The organism is Sphingobacterium cavernae, from assembly GCF_008520265.1.
GTDB lineage: Bacteria > Bacteroidota > Bacteroidia > Sphingobacteriales > Sphingobacteriaceae > Sphingobacterium > Sphingobacterium cavernae.
This window is the reverse complement of the sequence record NZ_VIQM01000074.1, coordinates 1-19,180: the sequence shown is the minus strand read 5'-3', so window position 1 is coordinate 19,180 and position 19,180 is coordinate 1. Positions and strand designations below refer to the sequence as shown.

Below are 19,180 nucleotides of genomic sequence, written 5' to 3'. Positions count from 1 at the left end.
TTAATGCATCGATACCTATATTTAAATGTGTTTCCACAAATTTTTCGGTTACGGATAGATCTGAAGCTGCAGTTTTGACACCTTCGGGAACCATCGGTTGATCCGAAACAAGTAATAAAGCTCCTGTCGGAATTTTGTTTGCAAATCCTACACTAAAGATTGTTGCGGTTTCCATATCGACAGCCATCGCACGGATGGATTTCAAATATTTTTTAAATGCTTTGTCATGTTCCCACACGCGACGGTTGGTTGTATATACAGTTCCTGTCCAATAATCGCGTTCATGATCTCTTATAGTAGTAGAAATTGCTTTTTGCAAGGCAAAAGAGGGAAGAGAAGGGACTTCTGGTGGAAAATAATCATTCGATGTACCTTCGCCACGAATAGCAGCGATAGGCAATATCAATTCCCCAACAGCAATTTTCTTTTTCAAACCTCCAGTCTTTCCTAAGAAAAGAACAGCTTTAGGATCTATAGCGGTTAGCAAATCCATTACTGTTGCCGCCATCGGACTACCCATGCCGAAATTGATAATCGTAATACCATTAACTGTACAGGCTTGCATGGCTTTATCTTCACCATATATCGGCGCATCATCGTGCATAGCCGAAAACATTTTTACATATTTTGAAAAGTTGGTTAGTAAGATATATTCCCCAAATTCTTCTAAGGGCTTGCCCGTATAGCGTGGCAACCAATTTTCAACAATCTCTTCTTTTGATTTTAGTCCTGGTGTTATTGGACTTTCAACTGATTTTTGTTTTTTCGACATAAGCAATTGTTTAAATTATATATTGCAAAAATCCCTCACTTTTTAGGAGTGAGGGATTCTTTATTGTTACGCTACTTTCAATTTTTTGATATCAGATTTTGCAAACTTATTCTTTGCATAATCGAGCGTAATATGTAATGTTTTGTCCTCACTATTTTCTTTGCTGGACGGTATTTCAAACATGGCATCCAGCATAATCGCCTCGCAAATGCTACGTAAGCCACGTGCACCCAATTTGAATTCCCACGCTTTGTCTACGATAAAGCTATACACTTCTTTGTCAAATACTAAATCTACTCCCTCGTATTCAAATAACTTAATGTATTGTTTGATTAAAGCGTTTTTAGGTTCTGTCAAGATGCTTAACAATGTCTCTTTATCCAACGGATTCAAGTGTGTCAATACTGGAAGACGACCAATCAATTCTGGAATCAAACCAAAATTTTTCAAATCTTGAGGTGTGATATATTTGTATAGATTGTTTAAATCTACATCTTCCTCTTCTTCCAACATTTTGAAACCAACAGTTTGTGTTCTCAAACGGTTAGCGATTTTTTTCTGAATACCATCGAATGCACCACCACAAATAAATAAGATGTTACTTGTGTTGACAGAAATCATTTTTTGATCTGGGTGTTTACGACCACCTTGAGGTGGTACGTTTACATTTGTACCCTCTAATATTTTCAATAGAGCCTGCTGTACACCTTCACCAGATACGTCACGTGTGATACTAGGATTATCGCTTTTACGCGCTATTTTATCAATCTCATCGATATAAATAATACCTCTTTCGGCAGCAGCTACATCGTAATCCGCAGCTTGCAGCAAACGCGTCAAAATACTTTCAACATCTTCACCAACGTAACCAGCTTCTGTCAATACTGTAGCATCTACGATAGAAAAAGGAACATTTAATATCTTGGCAACAGTTTTTGCCAATAATGTTTTACCTGTACCCGTTTCACCAACGATGATCAAGTTTGATTTTTCGATTTCAGTTTCGTCAGCAGATGATTTTTGGTTCAATCTTTTGTAGTGATTGTATACCGCTACAGAAATAACTTTCTTCGCATCATCTTGACCGATTACATATTGATCCAAGTGCTGTTTAATCTCTAATGGACGAATTAATTTTAATGTCGTTTGTAGAGATTTGTTTTTTCGCTGATTCAATTCTTCTGCTAAGATTTCTCCAGCTTGAGTCACACAACGATCACAGATATGCGCTCCGTCACCAGCAATAAGCATTAAAGCTTCGTTTTTACTGATGCCACAAAAAGAGCATTGTATATCTTTTTGATTTTTACTCATTTTATTTATTGTCTTTTCTTGGTGCTAACACCTCATCAATCATTCCAAATTCTTTGGCTTCTGCAGCTTTCATCCAGTAATCACGGTCAGAAGATTTTTCTACCCATTCGTACGATTGACCTGAATGATCCGAGATGATGGTGTATAATTCTTCTTTCAATTTCATCATTTCACGCAAATTGATTTCCATATCTGATGCTACCCCTTGCGCGCCACCTGAAGGTTGATGAATCATCACACGTGAATGTCTTAATGCAGCACGTTTTCCTTTTGCGCCAGCAACTAACAATACAGCACCCATCGAAGCCGCGATACCTGTACAGATAGTCGCTACATCTGGTGTAATATATTGCATAGTGTCATAGATTCCTAAACCTGCGTATACACTACCACCTGGGGAGTTAATATAGATTTGAATATCTCTTTTTGCATCTGTAGATTGCAAGAATAACAGCTGAGCCTGAATAATGTTTGCTACTTGATCATTAATTCCGTCACCTAAGAAAATAATGCGATCCATCATTAAGCGTGAGAAAACGTCCATTTGTGCAACATTTAACTGGCGTTCTTCCACAATGTAAGGCGTCAAGTTTGTTGGCATTTTCGTCTCTACTCTAGAGATAAATCCATCCACATGTTGGCTACCAATTCTGTGGTGTTTTATTGCATATTTTCTGAATTCGTTTTTATCTATATTCATATGTATAATATTTCTATTCCCTAAAATTAAGACTAAATATAAATTCTTTTTGTGAAATACAAATAAAATTTATGTCTCTAAAATGTAATTTGGAAGATCATCAATAAATTGATAGCTGTTGTCTTCAAAATTAACCCTGCAAAAGTAATGTTCTATGCCGTTGCTGACTAATAACAAGGGTATTTTATGCTTGCTATTGTACGAACTGATTTGTTCAAATGTTTTTGTATTTATCTTTACCTCAGGAGCTTTAAATTCAGCAAGAATCACTTTTTCACCTTTAGTATTGTAGATAATTAAATCCGAACGCTTTTGCAAATCATTCAAAATTAGTCCGCCTTCGATTTTCATTAAAGTCTTTGGATATTTTTTGTATTGATGCAAAAAATGTACCCAATGCTGTCTTACCCATTCTTCTGGTGTCAATACCAAATTCTTCTTACGCAATACATCAAAAATGTATATTTTGTCGTTAATGCGCGAAAGTTTAAGTGGAGTGGGAGGTAAGTTTAATGGGACAGGACTAAACATACACAAAGGTAATGAATTACTGTCAAAATTAGAAATGCTTACGTCTTTGAATATTCCACAATTCCCAAATGTTTCGTAATAAATAGTTAATTTCGCGATGTTATGAAAGTACAAGAAATACTTAGCGCAATAAAACAACGTAAATACAAGTCTTTGTATCTGTTGCATGGAGAAGAATCGCATTATATTGATGTGATTTGTGACGCTATAGAAAGTACGGTATTGAATGACGCGCAGAAAGGGTTTGACCAAACGATTCTTTACGGTAAGGATGTTGATTTTTCGACAATCATTAGCGCAGCAAAACGCTATCCGATGCTAAGTGATTACCAAGTCATCATTGTCAAGGAAGCGCAAGGATTAAAGTGGAAAGGAGAAGATGGCGTAGAAATGTTGGCCAAATATGTAGAAAATCTTACTCCTACGACTATTTTAGTTTTTGCGTATAAGCACGGTAAGTTTGATAAACGGACGAAACTTTATAAAGCGATAGAAAAAGCTGGAATTGCTTTTGAATCCGAAAAATTATACGACAATAAAGTTGCACCTTGGATTGTTGATGAAATTCAAAGTCAAGGTCGAAAGATTCATCCACAAGCCGCAGCTTTGATGGCTGAATATTTGGGAACTGATTTGTCGAAAGTGGCTAACGAAGTCCAAAAATTAATTCTCAATGTATCTAAAGAGAAAGAGATTTCTGTTCAAGTTATTGAACAAAATATTGGAATAAGTAAGGATTTCAATGTTTTCGAACTGAATAATGCTTTGGGCAAACGTGATGCATTAAAAGCAATTCAAATAGTAGATTATTTTGCTGCGAATCCAAAATCAAATCCAGTCGTTCTGGTAATGGGTACACTGTATGGTTATTTTTCCAAAGTGTTGAAGTACCATTATCTTTCGGACAAATCTTCACAGTCTGCTGCACGCGAATTAGGTGTTTCGCCATTTTTTGTGAAAGATTACGAATATGCAGCTCGTAATTTCAATAAACTCAAATTATTTCATGTAATGACGATTTTGAAAGATTACGATTTAAAGTTCAAAGGTTTGGACGCAGGCCCAAACACTTCGGATGGAGATCTATTGCGCGAAATGATTTTTAAAATTTTAAATTAATATACTTTACATATGAAAAAAATCTTACTTGCATTGGCTTTAGTAAGTTCTTCTTTTGCGCTGAAAGCACAATCTTCAAATTATATGATTATTCAGGGTGGGGGTAATTTAGGTTTTGCTAATGAAGGATATAAAGGTGCTTTCAATGGCTATTCCGCTCACTTTATATTTGGTAAAAATTTTAATGATCGTGCTTATTTGGGATTGGGTTTAGGAAATGAACGATTTAAAGGAACTTATGAGCATATGGAAATTGCGGAATTCGACGCTGTAATTCATACTTACAATTACGACCAAAATTTATTTCCAGTTTTTGTAGATGGACGTTTGCCTTTTGGAGAATTCAATGAAAGTTCTAAGATCGGTATTTTGGCAAATGCAGGTTACGCGCCAAAGCTAAGCGCCCAGTATGATAAAGGTTTTCTATTCAAAGCTGGTTTTTTCTATTTGCATGATACGCCTTATAAAACAAAATGGACGGTTTCGGCGGCTTATGGTTACCAGCAATTGACCAAGAATATCTTTATGAAAGATTTTCAACACCAACATTTTAATATTTCTGTTGGTTTAATGTTTAAATAAGATGAAAGACGGAAAAACAAGAGCAGATATTAAGCCAGGGATGATGGTGAATATCGTGTTGAAAAAAGATCAGCGTACGGGCATATTGACAGAAGGAATAGTGAAAGATTTGTTGACTTCAGCTGCTTTTCACCATCGTGGAATCAAAGTAAGATTGACGGATGGACAAATTGGTCGTGTGCAAGAAATAATAGAAGATGACTTTTAACAAATAATCCATATCCTCTATAAAATTTGTATTTTACTTTTGATTTTTACTTTTTATTTCTAACTTTGTCTCCCGTGAAATTTGATACTTTTGATCCAGTAAATGATGTAATCAACTTCAATGTAAACATTGAAATATCATATATTTGATACGTTTAGCCCATTCGGGCTTTTTTTGTGTCCAAAAATATCGAATGAAGATACGCTACAGAATGAATAATTTATTTTTTACAATATAAAAAATGACCAGCTACAGTAAATTACCCGCAATTTTAGTTTTAGAAGATGGTACTGTTTTTCACGGTAAAGCAGCCGGAAAAATAGGAACAACTACTGGTGAAATTTGTTTTAATACAGGTACTACAGGGTACCAAGAAATCTTCACAGATCCTTCGTATTATGGACAGATCATGGTAACAACCAATGCGCACATTGGTAACTATGGTATTGACGAAGATGATGCTGAATCTAACAAAATTCAAATTGCTGGATTAGTTTGTAAAAACTATAACATTAACTATAGCCGTAAAATGGCGGATAGTTCTATTCAAACTTATTTTGAAGAAGAAAATTTGGTAGGTATCTCTGATATCGATACACGCTCATTAGTACGTCACATTCGTGACAAAGGTGCGATGAATGCTATTATCTCATCAGAAAATTTGGATGCGGAAGCGTTGAAAGCTGAATTGGCTAAGGTGCCTTCCATGGCAGGTTTGGAGCTTTCTTCAAATGTAAGTACTACAGAACCTTATTTCTATGGTGAAGAAGATGCAGCTGTGCGTATTGCAGTATTGGATTTAGGGATCAAACGTAATATCTTAAGAAACTTTGACGCGCGTCAAGTATACGCTAAAGTATTCCCAGCAAAGACTTCATTCGCTGAAATGGAAGCTTGGGGTGCAGATGGTTACTTTATCTCTAATGGTCCTGGTGATCCATCTGCGATGGATTATGCCATCAATACCGTGAAAGAGATCTTAGCAGCAGACAAACCAATGTTTGGTATTTGTTTAGGTCACCAAATCTTAGCATTAGCAAACGGTATTCGTACGCAAAAAATGTTTAACGGTCACCGTGGTATCAACCATCCTGTTAAAAATATAATTGCTAACCGTTGTGAGATTACTTCACAAAATCACGGTTTTGGTGTAGTAAGAGAAGATATCGAAAATTCAGAGAATATCGAAGTTACGCATATCAACTTGAATGATAATTCAATCGAAGGTATCCGTGTGAAAGGTAAAAAAGCTTTCTCTGTACAATACCACCCTGAGTCATCTCCAGGTCCACACGATTCTCGTTATTTATTTGACGATTTCATTAGCATGGTAAAAGCATAATAAAGCATTATTGTATTATATTTTAAAAGGCTCAACATTGAAAAATGTTGAGCCTTTTGTTTTATATTCAAGGAATTACATTGTGTAGGAAATGAATAAAACCTATTATAACAAAATATTTTGGTTGAAATTTTCAAGGTATAATTGCAATAATTCTTTAATTACTAAAAAGGATTCTATTCAATTTTTAGTGATTAGTGCAATGCATGTTTTACTGTTTTTATTTGTAGGATCTCCCTTACAATTGGTTTCTGGAGTTTATATTTTATTAGGTCTCACCGAGCTTTATATTAGGAAATCTTCTTTATCGAGAGCGAAGATTCAGCGTTATACACTTACTCTACTAATACTATTAATTTTGATTCTTATATTAATTCCGATTAGTAGCTTCATAAATGATGTAGTGGTCTAAACAAAAAAATCCCCAAGCTAAGCTTGAGGATTTCTAGTATATATTGTGTATTCGAAAAAGGCTTATTTTTCTTTTTCTTCGTTAATGTCTGTTGAGACTGAATCATCGCTATTTGGATTTTCACCTTTCACTACGATTTCATTTTTCTCTTCATCCAAATCAACAGTCAATAAAGCATTAGATTTTAATTCACCTCGTAGAATTTCTTCTGCGATAGGATCTTCTAAATATTTCTGAATGGCACGCTTCAAAGGACGCGCACCAAAGTTGGTGTCATAACCTTTTTCCGCGATATAGTCTTTTGCTTTATCTGTTAATTGAATACTGTGACCAAGCGATTGTATACGTCCGAATAACGATCTTAATTCAATATCAATGATTTTGAAAATGTTTTCTTTACTCAATGAATTAAATACGATCACGTCATCTACACGATTCAAGAACTCAGGAGCAAATGCACGTTTCAATGCAGTTTCTATCACACCTCTTGAATGCGCATCAGCTTGCGTTTCTTTAGCTGTGGTAGTGAAACCAACGCCTTGACCAAATTCTTTCAACTGGCGAACACCAATATTCGAAGTCATAATGATAATTGTATTTCTAAAATCCACACGACGACCTAATGAATCTGTCAATTGTCCTTCATCCAATACCTGCAACAATAAATTGAATACATCTGGATGCGCTTTTTCAATCTCATCCAATAAGACTACTGAATAAGGTTTACGACGTACTTTCTCTGTTAACTGCCCACCTTCTTCGTAGCCAACGTATCCTGGAGGCGCACCAACCAAACGAGAAACAGCGAATTTTTCCATGTACTCGCTCATGTCTACTTGAATCAGTGAATCTTCTGAGTCAAACATAAAGCGCGCTAATTCTTTCGCTAGCTCTGTTTTACCAACCCCTGTTGGACCTAGGAAAATGAATGAACCTATTGGTTTCTTCGGATCTTTAAGACCAGCACGTGTACGTTGTATCGCTTTAACCAATTTCTGTACAGCATCATCCTGACCAATGATACGACCTTTCATCGATTCGCCCATGTTCAATAGCTTTTGGCTATCCGTTTGGCTTACTCTTTGAACAGGAATACCCGTCATCATGGATACCACTTCTGCTACATTATCTTCGGTAACGGTATAACGTTTGGTTTTCGTTTCCGCTTCCCAAGCCGTTTTTTCTTTTTCTAATTCTTCAAGAAGCTTTTTCTCTGTGTCGCGTAACTTAGCTGCTTCTTCATATTTCTGTGAACGAACAACTTTGTTTTTCTCGACTTTTACTTCTTCGATCTTTTCTTCAATATCAATGATAACTTGAGGAACGTGAATATTTGTCAAGTGTACACGCGAACCCGCTTCATCCAACGCATCGATAGCTTTATCTGGTAAGAAACGATCGGTGATATAGCGTGTTGTCAAAGTCACACAAGCTTCTAAAGCTTCTGCTGTGTAATTCACATTGTGGTGTTCTTCGTATTTATCTTTGATACGATTTAAGATTTCCAATGTCTCATCGTGTGAAGCTGGTTCGATCATCACCTTTTGGAAACGACGATCCAATGCACCATCTTTTTCGATAAACTGGCGATATTCGTCTAACGTTGTTGCACCAATACATTGAATTTCTCCACGCGCCAAAGCTGGTTTGAACATATTCGAAGCATCCAATGAACCTGAAGCGCCACCAGCACCAACGATGGTATGAATCTCATCAATAAACAAGATTACATCTGGTGATTTTTCCAATTCGTTCATGACCGCTTTCATACGCTCTTCGAATTGACCACGGTATTTTGTTCCCGCAACTAGCGAAGCTAAATCCAAGGTCACCACACGTTTGTTGAACAATACACGTGAAACTTTACGTTGAACAATGCGCAATGCTAAACCTTCGGCAATAGCTGATTTACCAACACCTGGTTCACCAATTAGAATAGGGTTGTTTTTCTTACGACGCGATAAGATTTGTGAGACACGCTCAATTTCTTTTTCACGACCAACGATTGGATCCAATTTTCCTTCTTCCGCTGCACGTGTTAAATCACGACCGAAATTGTCCAGTACTGGAGTTTTTGACTTGATGTCAGAAACTTTTTTCGGCGCAGAGAAGTTTTCTTGTTCTTCGTAATCGTCATCAGGCGAAGATGATCCAGTTGCTTCGTCTGTGATATTTGTTTTGCTTTGTTCTACTTCGTTTTTGAATAAGTCATAAGAAACACCATATTGCTGCAATATCTGCGATGCAATATTATCTTCATCACGCAAAATTGCAAGAAGCAAATGTTCGGTGCCGATGATATCTGATTTGAAGATTTTAGCTTCTAAATATGTTATTTTAAGGACTTTTTCTGCTTGCTTTGTCAAAGGAACGGATCCTATAGGCGTCCTTGATACAGAAGATCCCTTCACAGCGTCCTCTACCGATTGTCTTATTGCAGCTGTATCAAGATTGATGTTTTTAAGAATTTTGATAGCGATACCATCACCTTCTCGGATAAGCCCAAGCAAGAGATGCTCCGTGCCTATATAATCATGGCGAAGACGCAATGCCTCCTCACGACTATAGGATATAACATCTTTTACTCTTGGTGAAAATTTTGCTTCCATTTAAATACCTTTCTTTATTTTAAGTGAGGGTTTGTATAAAAGTATGAAATAATTAAGAAAACCGCACTTATATTTATTAGAAATTATCAACAATTAAGCCATAAAAATAGTTCGTCAAATTGGCAGTTGAGGTTTGGAAATACTGCAACACACATTACTAGCTCTATTTGTCTATTTTTATTTGGGGCTTTATTTAACTATCTTTGAATTTGCAAAAAACTAGAAAAACTTCAGTATAAAAATATCATATGTCTGACGAGAAAATTATCTTTTCGATGGCTGGCGTAAACAAGATTTACCCACCTCAAAAACAAGTATTAAAAAACATTTATCTATCTTTTTTTTACGGCGCTAAGATTGGTGTTATCGGTTTAAATGGTTCTGGTAAATCTTCATTATTGAAGATTATTGCTGGCTTAGATAAATCTTACCAAGGTGAAGTTGTTTTCTCTCCAGGTTATTCTGTGGGTTATTTAGCTCAAGAGCCAATATTAGATCCAGAAAAAACAGTTCGTGAAATTGTCGAAGAAGGTGTAGCTGAGACTACTGCGATATTAAAAGAATACGAGGAAATCAACGAGAAATTTGGCTTGCCAGAAGTCTATGAAGATGCTGACGCAATGGATAAATTGTTAGCTCGCCAAGGTGAACTTCAAGATAAAATTGATGCGACGAATGCTTGGGAATTGGATTCTAAATTAGAAAGAGCGATGGACGCGTTACGTTGTCCTGAACCAGAGGCAAAGATTGCCAATCTGTCAGGAGGTGAGCGTCGTCGTGTTGCCATGTGTCGTTTATTATTACAAGAACCAGACGTACTTTTGTTGGATGAGCCGACCAACCACTTGGATGCAGAATCAATTGATTGGTTAGAGCAGCATTTACAACATTACAAAGGAACTGTTATTGCGGTGACGCACGATAGATATTTCTTGGATAATGTAGCGGGATGGATTTTGGAATTGGATAGAGGTGAGGGGATTCCTTGGAAAGGAAATTATTCTTCTTGGTTAGATCAAAAAGCAAAACGATTAGCACAAGAAGAAAAACAAGAGACAAAACGTCAGAAGACATTAGAGCGCGAATTGGAATGGGTGAAAATGGCTCCAAAAGCACGTCATGCCAAATCGAAAGCGCGTCTTCATAATTACGAAAAATTAGCATCGGAAGAAACGAAAGAACGCGAAGAAAAATTAGAGTTATTTATTCCGCCAGGACCACGTTTGGGTAATGTCGTGATAGAAGCAAATAATATTTCTAAAGCCTATGGTGACCGTATTTTATTCGAAAACCTAAGTTTCTCTTTACCTCCGGCAGGTATTGTTGGTATTGTAGGTCCAAATGGTGCGGGTAAGACAACATTGTTCCGTTTGATTACGGGTCAAGAACAACCAGATACAGGAGATTTCAAAGTAGGCGAAACAGTGGTTTTGGGTTATGTGGATCAAATGCACGATGATTTAGATCCTGAAAAATCTGTTTGGGAAAATATTACCGATGGAAATGATAACATTTTGTTAGGCAATAAAACTTTGAATTCGCGTGCATACGTTTCGAAATTCAACTTCAATGGTGGAGATCAGCAAAAGAAAGTCGGTGTACTTTCTGGTGGAGAGCGTAACCGTGTTCACTTAGCGATAACATTGAAAAAAGCATCTAACGTATTATTACTGGATGAGCCTACCAACGATATTGACGTAAACACATTACGTGCATTGGAAGAAGGTTTAGAGAATTTTGGTGGTTGTGCGGTAATTATTTCCCACGATAGATGGTTCTTGGATAGAATTTGTACGCATATCTTAGCTTTTGAAGGTGATTCTCAAGTATACTTCTACGAAGGAAACTATACCGAATACGAGGAAAACCGTAAAAAACGCTTAGGTGATGTTGGCCCAAAACGAATTAAATATAAAAAGTTGGTTAAGTAATTTGTAACTAATGAGTTTTGAATCATCTAAGTTACTTGAAGCAATAATCGATACCGCGATTGATGGCATTATTACCATTAGCAATCGCGGTATTGTGGAATCGATAAACCCTGCAGCATTGGAATTGTTTGGGTACTCGGCAGATGAGGTAATAGGAAACAATATTTCGATGTTAATGCCGGAGCCTTATCAAAGTCAGCATGATTCGTATATACACAATTACAAAAGCACAGGAAACAAAAAAATTATTGGGATAGGTCGTGAAGTTTTAGGTCGCCGAAAGGATGGTTCGACCTTCCCATTTCGTTTGGCGGTAAGTGAGGTGTTCTATAAGGATAAAAGTATTTTTACAGGATTTATACACGATTTGTCCAAAGAAAAGGCTGCTGAAGATCGACTTTTACAGCATACTTTGGAGTTGGAAGAAACAGTTCGCCACCGTACCAAAGATTTGATTTCTTCAATATCGGAATTGGAAAGAGCCAAAGCCGATGTGAGCACTTCTTTGGAAAAAGAAAAGGAATTGAATCAGCTGAAATCTCGCTTTGTATCGATGGCTTCTCATGAATTCCGAACGCCATTAAGTTCGGTGCAATTGTCGGCTTCCTTAATCGACAAATACATGGAGCAGCCTAATTTTGAGGCTGTCACTAAACACACGAGCCGTATCAAAAGTGCTGTTCAATTATTGAATAATATATTGAATGATTTTCTGTCGTTAGAAAAGCTGGAGGCTGGTGTTGTTGTTGTGAATCAACAAAGGATAAATGTGGTGCATTTGGGTGAGGAAATCACCGGAGAAATGCAGATGATTTGTAAAAAGAATCAACATATAGTCTATCAACATACAGGTGCAAATGCAGAATTTGAATTGGATGCGCATTTGCTGAAAAGCAGTATCATTAATTTGATTTCTAATGCGATAAAGTATTCTGGCGAAGATACTTTTATCGAATTCACTACCGAAATAACGGATACTGAATGTACTATTGTCATTCGTGACAATGGAATTGGTATACCGGAAGAAGATCAAAAAAATCTCTTCGAACCATTTTTCAGAGCACATAATACCGGAAATATTCCAGGAACGGGTTTGGGTTTGAATATTGTAAAACGATATGTAGCTTTGATGGGTGGAGAATTGGAATATTGGTCAGCTATCCACAAAGGAACTTCTTTCAGAATGACGTTCCAAAAGTAAAAAATCTACACTATGAATAAACGTACTATTTTGATTATCGAAGATAATCTGGAGATAAGGGAGGGAACTGCCGAAATATTAGAACTCACAGGAAGTTACAATGTTTTGACTGCTGAGAATGGCAGAATAGGGGTTGATTTGGCACTTAAGCATGTTCCAGATTTGATTCTCTGTGATATTATGATGCCCGAATTGGATGGTTATGGTGTGTTGTATATGCTGAGTAAACAAGAATCGACTATACATATTCCTTTTATCTTCTTGACAGCAAAGTCGGAGCGTGTCGATATGCGCAAAGCTATGGAAATGGGAGCAGATGATTATTTGGTGAAACCATTTGATGATATTGAATTGCTTAATTCCATTGAAAGTCGTTTACGTAAACGAGATAGCTTACAATCTGTTTTGGAGAAACCAAATGTCCTTAATTTGAGCGAAGAAGATCAGCATGTGTTATTGAATGATGTGGTCAAAGAAGCGCGTGTCAAAGTTTATAAAAAGAAACAGCTGATATACGAAGATGGCGATTCGCCTATCTATGTGTATTATTTGGTAAAAGGGAAAGTTCGTACTTTTTTATATTACCAAGATGGGCGAGAATTGTCCACAAATATTCATACCGATGGACAGTTTTTTGGGTACGAGTCTATATTGTTGAATGAAGGATATACAGAAAGTGCGAGTGCTTTGGAAGATACCGAAGTGGCCTTAATTCCAAAGGAAAAATTCTTTGAATTGATGTTTAATAAACCTGTGATTGCTACAAAATTCATCAAATTACTGTCTGGTAATGTAAAAGAGAAGGAGGAGCAGATGCTTGGTTTTGCATACGATTCAGTGCGTAAACGCGTAGCGAATACATTGGTGCATGTGGCTTCAAAAACTATAGAATCTCCCAATCAGGATGAAATCGTTATTCGTATTTCTCGTGATGACTTAGCTGCATTAGCCGGTACAGCGAATGAAACAATTAGCCGAATGTTAGCTGATTTCAAGGACGAAAAATTGATCATTAAAGAAGGTAACGCGATTCGGATTTATTCCATCGAAAAGCTCAAAAATATAAAGCAGTAAAAAAGTTGAGGCTTACAATCGGAAGCCTCAACTTTTTTATAATGTGATACAAATCATATATTAAGTTGACGTCCTACATTCGTATCCCTTATGTATTGACCTACTTTTGAATCAAGAAAAAAGTACAATAGTTGATGCGAGTAGTTGCTTATAATATTCAAGAGTTTGAGAAAGAAACATTAGCTAAAGCCAACGCAAAGGTTCATGATTTGACGTTGATCTCAAATCCATTGAATCTGGTTACAATACGTTATGCGGTAGGCAAGGAGGTGGTTTTGGTATCTCCACAAGACAATCTTGATCATACATTGTTAGAAGCATTGCATCAGATTGGGGTAAAGAAGATCATTACACGTTCTCATTCTGTTGCTCACATTGATCTTGCGCACGCAGGAAAATTGGGGCTGCATGTTGCAAATACACCTTCCAACGATGAATCAGCAAAAAGTATTGCTACACAGACTATAGAAAATCTAAATAATTGGGTGAACAATAAATGCTTGGGCGTCGCCTGTCATTGTTCTTTTGATTGCTCCAAAAAAACCTCTTCCATTTTTTAAATCATTATCATGGATTACACGAATTTAATAGAAAAATATAATGTGGCAGCTCCGCGTTATACATCTTATCCTACAGTTCCATTTTGGGAAAATGAAGCATTTAATGAGGAAGATTGGAAATCGAATGTCGTAGCTCGCTACAATCAATCAAAAGAACACGGAATTAGTATCTATATACATTTACCATATTGCGAGAGCTTGTGTACATATTGCGGTTGTAATACACGTATTACCAAAAACCACAAAGTCGAGGAGCCTTATATAGATTGTGTGTTGAAAGAGTGGGAAATGTATCATCGCCTCCTTGGGGAAGGCAGTGTTTTAATCCATGAAATACATCTTGGTGGTGGTACGCCCACTTTTTTTCAGCCTGAAAATCTTGAAAAGTTAATTAAAGGAATTCTCAAAGGTAATCGCAAAACCTCGGATGCTAGTTTTTCCTTTGAAGCGCATCCTGCAAATACCACAAGAGAACATTTACAAAGCTTGTATAATTTAGGATTTAAAAGGTTGAGTCTTGGGATTCAGGATTTTGATGAAAAAGTACAATTTGTGATTAATAGACAACAATCGGTAGCTGATGTTTCTCGTGTGATGACGGAAGCCCGCGAAATAGGTTACGAGTCTATTAATTTTGATTTGATTTATGGTTTGCCGCTGCAAACCAAGGAATCTATTCAAATGACTTTGGATGTTTCATTGCAAATGTCGCCTGATCGCATTTCTTTTTACAGTTATGCACATGTGCCTTGGATTAAGCCGGGACAACGACGTTTTACGGAACTAGACCTACCTATCGGAGAGGAAAAGCTAGCACTGTATAATTTGGGTAAGTCACTGATACAAAAGGTGGGTTATGAAGATGTGGGTATGGATCATTTTGCCAAAAAGGAGGATGCCTTATTTATCGCGAATGCGAATGGTACATTGCATCGCAATTTTATGGGGTATGCAGATCAATATACACCGCTAATGATAGGATTAGGTGTTTCGTCCATTTCTGATGCTTGGACAGCTTTTGGACAAAATGTTAAAACTGTAGAAGAATATCATCAATGCATAAATGAGGGAAGATTACCAGTTTTCAAAGGACACTTGTTGGACGAAGAAGATGTAATCATTCGTCAATATATTTTGGATATGATGTGTAGAGGTGTAGTTAATTTAATACCAAATAATGAATTGAACGCACGCATATTAGAAAGGTTAAGATCATTGGAAAATGATGGATTAATCATAGTAAATGGGTTAAATATATCTATTACGGTGGTTGGGAAATCTTTCTTGCGCAATGTATGTATGGCTTTCGATGAGCGCTTGCAACGCACTAAAGAAAGAGAAAACCTATTTAGTCAAGCGATTTAACACAAAAGAATTATGGCGGTAGAGGCGAAATTGAAACTGGCGACGAATTGCTATCATTGTGGGGATAAAGTGGAGGAAACTCCGTATCTATTAAATGACCATACATTTTGTTGTCTTGGCTGTCAGACCGTTTATCAAATTTTAAATGATAATAATTTAGATAGTTATTACAGATATAATACGCATCCTGGGAAATCCCAAAAGTCAAACAAACAAGACTTAAGTTATTTGGATGAACCAAATATCATCAGCAAATTGGTTGACTATCAAGATGAGGCTTTAGCCATAATTACATTTTACATTCCTGCAATTCACTGCAGTTCCTGTATTTGGTTGTTAGAAAATCTTTACAAATTAACTTCTTCAGTAAAGTCTTCGAAAGTTGATTTTATGAAAAAACAAGCCAGCATCACATTTCTTAAACAATTGTCTTTGCGTGCCTTAGTTGAATTGCTTCAAAATATTGGTTACGAACCAAAAATCACCTTACAAGATGTGGTGAAAGAAGGTAAGAAAATCAATCAAAATGGGTTAATAGCAAAGATTACTGTCGCTGGATTCTGTTTCGGAAACTCCATGATGATAAGTTTTCCAGATTATTTTGGGATGGGAGGTTTTGAGAAGGAGTACGCGAATTTCTTTGGCTACATGAATTTGGCGTTTGGTATTCCAGTTTTGTTATATAGCGCATCCGATTATTTCAAATCTGCTTGGAATAGTTTGAAGCAAAAGCAACTAAATCTCGACGTACCTTTAGCTCTAGGTATTTTTGTATTGTTTTTGCGTTCGGCTATAGAAATAGTTACGCAAACAGGTCCAGGATTTATGGATACATTGTGCAGTTTGGTGTTTTTTATTTTGATTGGAAAATGGGTACAACAGCGTACGTATTATCATATTTCTTTTGAACGGGATTACCGTTCTTATTTTCCAGTTGCTGTTACCGTTTTAGAAGAAGAACGAGAAATACCTAAGCAAATAGCAGATTTGGAAGTTGGTAATCGCATATTAATTCGTAATAATGAAATTATTCCAGCCGATGCAATCCTTTTAAATGGGAACGCGTCTGTAGACTTTAGTTTTGTGACAGGAGAGAGCAAGCCTGTAGAGAAAGTCTTAGGCGAAGTCGTGTATGCTGGTGGTCGACAAATCGGTGAAGCAATAGAATTGGAAGTTGTGAAAGCGGTGTCACAAAGCTATTTGACACGTTTGTGGAACAATGAATCGTTCAAATCCTACGAGAAGAAATTTGAAACTTTTGTCGGTTATATCAGTAAATATTTCACTGTTGTGTTGGTCTTTATTGCGTTATTGGCATTAGGATTTTGGTTTGTCAATGGTCAAGCCGACAAAGCTTGGGCGGCTTTTACAGCGGTGTTGATTATAGCTTGTCCGTGTGCCTTGGCTTTGAGTTCGCCGTTTACACTTTCTGCGGCGTTGAGTATTTTTGATAAAAATAAATTTTACATCAAAAATACTTCGGCAATTGAACAAATGGCTGCAATTGATACTGTAGTTTTCGACAAAACAGGAACTATTACATCGCCAACGACTTCAGCGTTGGTTTTTGATGGCGAACTAAATCGTACTGAAAAAGATATTTTATATTCTATCTGTCGCAATTCTAACCATCCTTTGAGCCGTGAAATATTAAAAGGATTGGGCGATTGTCAAATCCTTCCGGTTTCTGATTACAGAGAAATTGTTGGTCAAGGGCAGTCAGCTACTTATTTGGATTATTCAGTAGCATTAGGAAGTGCAAGTTTTGTTGGAGAAAACAGAAAAACAGAAGGTACTTCGGTTTATGTGATGATTAACAAAGAAATCAAGGGAGTTTTCACTTTAGAACAATCTTGGCGTTCGGGACTGAATGAGGTTGTTCAAGCTTTGAAAAGTGAGGATTACAATTTGCATTTAATTTCTGGAGACAATGAACGTCGCGCGGAAGCACTAAAAGTTATTTTTCCATCACAATCTAATTTGCTCTTCAACCAAAATCCTTCGGATAAATTGCAACGCATAGAGCAGTGGCAAACTGCGTCTCACAAAGTATGTATGTTGGGAGATGGTCTGAATGATGCTGGCGCTTTACGCAAAGCAGATTTGGGAATTGCAGTTTCAGACGATATCAATAATTTTTCACCCGGTTGTGATGCGATTTTGGATGGCGAGTCATTTGCTAAAATTCCTGCCTTCTTTAAGTTTAGTAAAGATGCGGTGAAAGTGATAAAAATGAGCTTTGTAATATCCATCTTGTATAATATTATAGGGATTAGTTTTGCAGTACAAGGGACGATGTCTCCACTTTTTGCCGCGATATTGATGCCAATTAGTACCGTGACAATTATTTCATTTACAAGTTTGATGACACGTTGGTATGGTAAGAAAAGGGGATTGATATAGGTTTAGATATCAGATATTAGACGATAGATTTTGTAATTGTCCAGTTATGTATCGTATCTCAGTATTCTCAAATCTAATATCTCAAATCTGAAATGTAAAATTTTAACTTTTGACTTTGAAAAAATGAACATCATATTTTTATTAATTGGATTTAGTGTTTTTATAGCCTTAATATTCTTAGGAGCTTTCTTTTGGGCAAATAAGACCAAACAGTATGAAGACACATATACGCCATCGGTTCGTATTCTTTTTGACGATGAAGTCAAGGATGTAGATAATTTAAAATAATGGTTTAATTCTTCGTAACTTCGCAACAAATTAATAATAAAAATGCCAAGAGAAACAAAAGAAGGTTTATACCGTGGAATTATTGAGCAGGATGCAGATGGAAATTATTTCTGTGGTCCGTTAATATTGGATTATAAACTGGCAAAATATCATTTCAAATTAGGAGATTTTATCAGCGTCAAAAAAGTAGTGAGTAATACAAGTGCTAAAAGCGTTGAAAAATATCCTCAAAAGGCAGTGAAATTTTCAATAGCTGACAAAAGAAACGAAGATTAAAAGAGATTTAGGGATTACCTAAATCTCTTTCTTTTTAGTAATTATCGATTATAGGGATATTCTTGAATAAGATTAAATCCTCGCTTTATCAATTCCATATCTTCTTTTTTCTGCTTTATCAATTTGACTTCTTCAGTTCCTTCTGGAAATGATTTAGTTAAAATAATATCTCCATTTTCCTGAATAGTATAGTTTAATTTGAAATTATTGATAGTGATTTCTTTTGTTTTTTCATTTAAAAGATATTGCTGAAATGATTTTTGATAGTTTGTGTCTCTAACTACTGCTGTACCTTCATATTCAAAGATCACGTAATTCCAATGATTTGGAATTGTTTTAATGGATTTGTTATTGCGGTCTACTTTAAACCTGAATTCGATTATTAATTCTATTTAAAATTGCAATCATGGTGGTAAATGTTTATATTTAAGTATCTGAAATTCAAATATTTAACAATACACCAGACCATGATTACATACGATAAAGTTACCGA

The 19,180-nt window shown here is 36.2% G+C and carries 18 protein-coding genes; 12 read left to right on the top strand and 6 right to left on the bottom strand.

All coding sequences use genetic code 11. The features are described 5' to 3' along the window. From FLS47_RS14130 to FLS47_RS14115, 4 genes are all read right to left on the bottom strand, one after another. On the bottom strand, positions 1–772 hold a 772-nt coding region (locus FLS47_RS14130), incomplete at its 3' end, for an AMP nucleosidase (RefSeq protein WP_149915008.1). 66 nt (positions 773–838) lie between these two features. Continuing rightward, positions 839–2,086, bottom strand: a complete 1,248-nt coding sequence (gene clpX / locus FLS47_RS14125; protein ID WP_149915007.1) for an ATP-dependent Clp protease ATP-binding subunit ClpX — start codon at positions 2,084–2,086, stop codon at positions 839–841. A 1-nt stretch (position 2,087) separates the two neighbouring features. After that, positions 2,088–2,786 (bottom strand): ATP-dependent Clp endopeptidase proteolytic subunit ClpP, encoded by a 699-nt coding sequence (gene clpP, locus FLS47_RS14120; RefSeq protein WP_149915006.1) that lies wholly within the window; start codon positions 2,784–2,786, stop codon positions 2,088–2,090. 69 nt (positions 2,787–2,855) lie between these two features. After that, on the bottom strand, positions 2,856–3,317 hold the full coding sequence (locus FLS47_RS14115) for a type I restriction enzyme HsdR N-terminal domain-containing protein (RefSeq protein WP_149915005.1): 462 nt from the start codon (positions 3,315–3,317) through the stop codon (positions 2,856–2,858). Between the two features lie 102 nt (positions 3,318–3,419). Here FLS47_RS14115 and holA point away from each other — a divergent pair, with 102 nt between their 5' ends. The 4 genes from holA (at position 3,420) to carA (ending at position 6,568) form a co-directional block, all read left to right on the top strand. Continuing rightward, a complete protein-coding gene (holA, locus tag FLS47_RS14110) occupies positions 3,420–4,436 on the top strand; it encodes a DNA polymerase III subunit delta (RefSeq protein WP_149915004.1) in 1,017 nt (338 codons plus the stop codon). Positions 4,437–4,448: 12 nt separating this feature from the next. Next, entirely contained in the window at positions 4,449–5,018 is a 570-nt protein-coding gene (locus tag FLS47_RS14105; RefSeq protein ID WP_149915003.1) for a hypothetical protein, read from the top strand. Position 5,019: 1 nt separating this feature from the next. Next, entirely contained in the window at positions 5,020–5,226 is a 207-nt protein-coding gene (locus FLS47_RS14100) for a YwbE family protein (RefSeq protein ID WP_149915002.1), read from the top strand. A 241-nt stretch (positions 5,227–5,467) separates the two neighbouring features. After that, positions 5,468–6,568: a glutamine-hydrolyzing carbamoyl-phosphate synthase small subunit gene (gene carA / locus FLS47_RS14095; RefSeq protein ID WP_149915001.1), complete on the top strand. Its 1,101-nt coding sequence runs from the start codon at positions 5,468–5,470 to the stop codon at positions 6,566–6,568. A gap of 474 nt (positions 6,569–7,042) precedes the next feature. Here carA and FLS47_RS14090 read toward each other — a convergent pair whose 3' ends face one another. Beyond that, positions 7,043–9,589 carry an ATP-dependent Clp protease ATP-binding subunit gene (locus FLS47_RS14090; RefSeq protein ID WP_149915000.1) on the bottom strand — a complete coding sequence of 849 codons (2,547 nt, stop codon included), beginning with the start codon at positions 9,587–9,589 and terminating at the stop codon, positions 7,043–7,045. 248 nt (positions 9,590–9,837) lie between these two features. Here FLS47_RS14090 and ettA point away from each other — a divergent pair, with 248 nt between their 5' ends. The 8 genes from ettA (at position 9,838) to FLS47_RS14050 (ending at position 18,687) form a co-directional block, all read left to right on the top strand. Further along, complete coding sequence (ettA, locus tag FLS47_RS14085; RefSeq protein WP_149914999.1) at positions 9,838–11,520, top strand: energy-dependent translational throttle protein EttA; 1,683 nt, start codon at positions 9,838–9,840, stop codon at positions 11,518–11,520. 10 nt (positions 11,521–11,530) lie between these two features. Next, a complete protein-coding gene (locus FLS47_RS14080) occupies positions 11,531–12,721 on the top strand; it encodes a PAS domain-containing sensor histidine kinase (RefSeq protein ID WP_149914998.1) in 1,191 nt (396 codons plus the stop codon). A 12-nt stretch (positions 12,722–12,733) separates the two neighbouring features. Beyond that, on the top strand, positions 12,734–13,795 hold the full coding sequence (locus FLS47_RS14075; protein WP_149914997.1) for a response regulator: 1,062 nt from the start codon (positions 12,734–12,736) through the stop codon (positions 13,793–13,795). Between the two features lie 134 nt (positions 13,796–13,929). After that, positions 13,930–14,355, top strand: coding sequence for a Rossmann-fold NAD(P)-binding domain-containing protein (locus FLS47_RS14070; protein ID WP_149914996.1), 426 nt, complete (start codon positions 13,930–13,932; stop codon positions 14,353–14,355). A 9-nt stretch (positions 14,356–14,364) separates the two neighbouring features. Then, positions 14,365–15,720 carry an oxygen-independent coproporphyrinogen III oxidase gene (gene hemN / locus FLS47_RS14065; RefSeq protein ID WP_149914995.1) on the top strand — a complete coding sequence of 452 codons (1,356 nt, stop codon included), beginning with the start codon at positions 14,365–14,367 and terminating at the stop codon, positions 15,718–15,720. A 12-nt stretch (positions 15,721–15,732) separates the two neighbouring features. Then, positions 15,733–18,123, top strand: a complete 2,391-nt coding sequence (locus FLS47_RS14060) for a heavy metal translocating P-type ATPase (protein ID WP_149914994.1) — start codon at positions 15,733–15,735, stop codon at positions 18,121–18,123. Between the two features lie 123 nt (positions 18,124–18,246). Continuing rightward, entirely contained in the window at positions 18,247–18,411 is a 165-nt protein-coding gene (ccoS, locus tag FLS47_RS14055) for a cbb3-type cytochrome oxidase assembly protein CcoS (protein WP_149914993.1), read from the top strand. A 42-nt stretch (positions 18,412–18,453) separates the two neighbouring features. After that, positions 18,454–18,687 carry a hypothetical protein gene (locus tag FLS47_RS14050; RefSeq protein WP_149914992.1) on the top strand — a complete coding sequence of 78 codons (234 nt, stop codon included), beginning with the start codon at positions 18,454–18,456 and terminating at the stop codon, positions 18,685–18,687. A 41-nt stretch (positions 18,688–18,728) separates the two neighbouring features. On the opposite strand, the gene FLS47_RS14045 is transcribed toward FLS47_RS14050, so the two are convergent. Continuing rightward, on the bottom strand, positions 18,729–18,998 hold the full coding sequence (locus FLS47_RS14045; protein WP_149914991.1) for a hypothetical protein: 270 nt from the start codon (positions 18,996–18,998) through the stop codon (positions 18,729–18,731). Positions 18,999–19,180: the final 182 nt, after the last annotated feature.

Excerpts from the sequence above, each read along its gene's own strand:
- clpX (WP_149915007.1), bottom strand. The coding sequence starts at position 2,086 with ATGAGTAAAAATCAAAAAGATATACAATGCTCTTTTTGTGGCATCAGT.
- clpP (WP_149915006.1), bottom strand. The coding sequence starts at position 2,786 with ATGAATATAGATAAAAACGAATTCAGAAAATATGCAATAAAACACCAC.
- FLS47_RS14115 (WP_149915005.1), bottom strand. The coding sequence starts at position 3,317 with ATGTTTAGTCCTGTCCCATTAAACTTACCTCCCACTCCACTTAAACTT.
- holA (WP_149915004.1), top strand. The coding sequence starts at position 3,420 with ATGAAAGTACAAGAAATACTTAGCGCAATAAAACAACGTAAATACAAG.
- FLS47_RS14105 (WP_149915003.1), top strand. The coding sequence starts at position 4,449 with ATGAAAAAAATCTTACTTGCATTGGCTTTAGTAAGTTCTTCTTTTGCG.
- FLS47_RS14100 (WP_149915002.1), top strand. The coding sequence starts at position 5,020 with ATGAAAGACGGAAAAACAAGAGCAGATATTAAGCCAGGGATGATGGTG.
- carA (WP_149915001.1), top strand. The coding sequence starts at position 5,468 with ATGACCAGCTACAGTAAATTACCCGCAATTTTAGTTTTAGAAGATGGT.
- FLS47_RS14090 (WP_149915000.1), bottom strand. The coding sequence starts at position 9,589 with ATGGAAGCAAAATTTTCACCAAGAGTAAAAGATGTTATATCCTATAGT.
- ettA (WP_149914999.1), top strand. The coding sequence starts at position 9,838 with ATGTCTGACGAGAAAATTATCTTTTCGATGGCTGGCGTAAACAAGATT.
- FLS47_RS14080 (WP_149914998.1), top strand. The coding sequence starts at position 11,531 with ATGAGTTTTGAATCATCTAAGTTACTTGAAGCAATAATCGATACCGCG.
- FLS47_RS14075 (WP_149914997.1), top strand. The coding sequence starts at position 12,734 with ATGAATAAACGTACTATTTTGATTATCGAAGATAATCTGGAGATAAGG.
- FLS47_RS14070 (WP_149914996.1), top strand. The coding sequence starts at position 13,930 with ATGCGAGTAGTTGCTTATAATATTCAAGAGTTTGAGAAAGAAACATTA.
- hemN (WP_149914995.1), top strand. The coding sequence starts at position 14,365 with ATGGATTACACGAATTTAATAGAAAAATATAATGTGGCAGCTCCGCGT.
- FLS47_RS14060 (WP_149914994.1), top strand. The coding sequence starts at position 15,733 with ATGGCGGTAGAGGCGAAATTGAAACTGGCGACGAATTGCTATCATTGT.
- ccoS (WP_149914993.1), top strand. The coding sequence starts at position 18,247 with ATGAACATCATATTTTTATTAATTGGATTTAGTGTTTTTATAGCCTTA.
- FLS47_RS14050 (WP_149914992.1), top strand. The coding sequence starts at position 18,454 with ATGCCAAGAGAAACAAAAGAAGGTTTATACCGTGGAATTATTGAGCAG.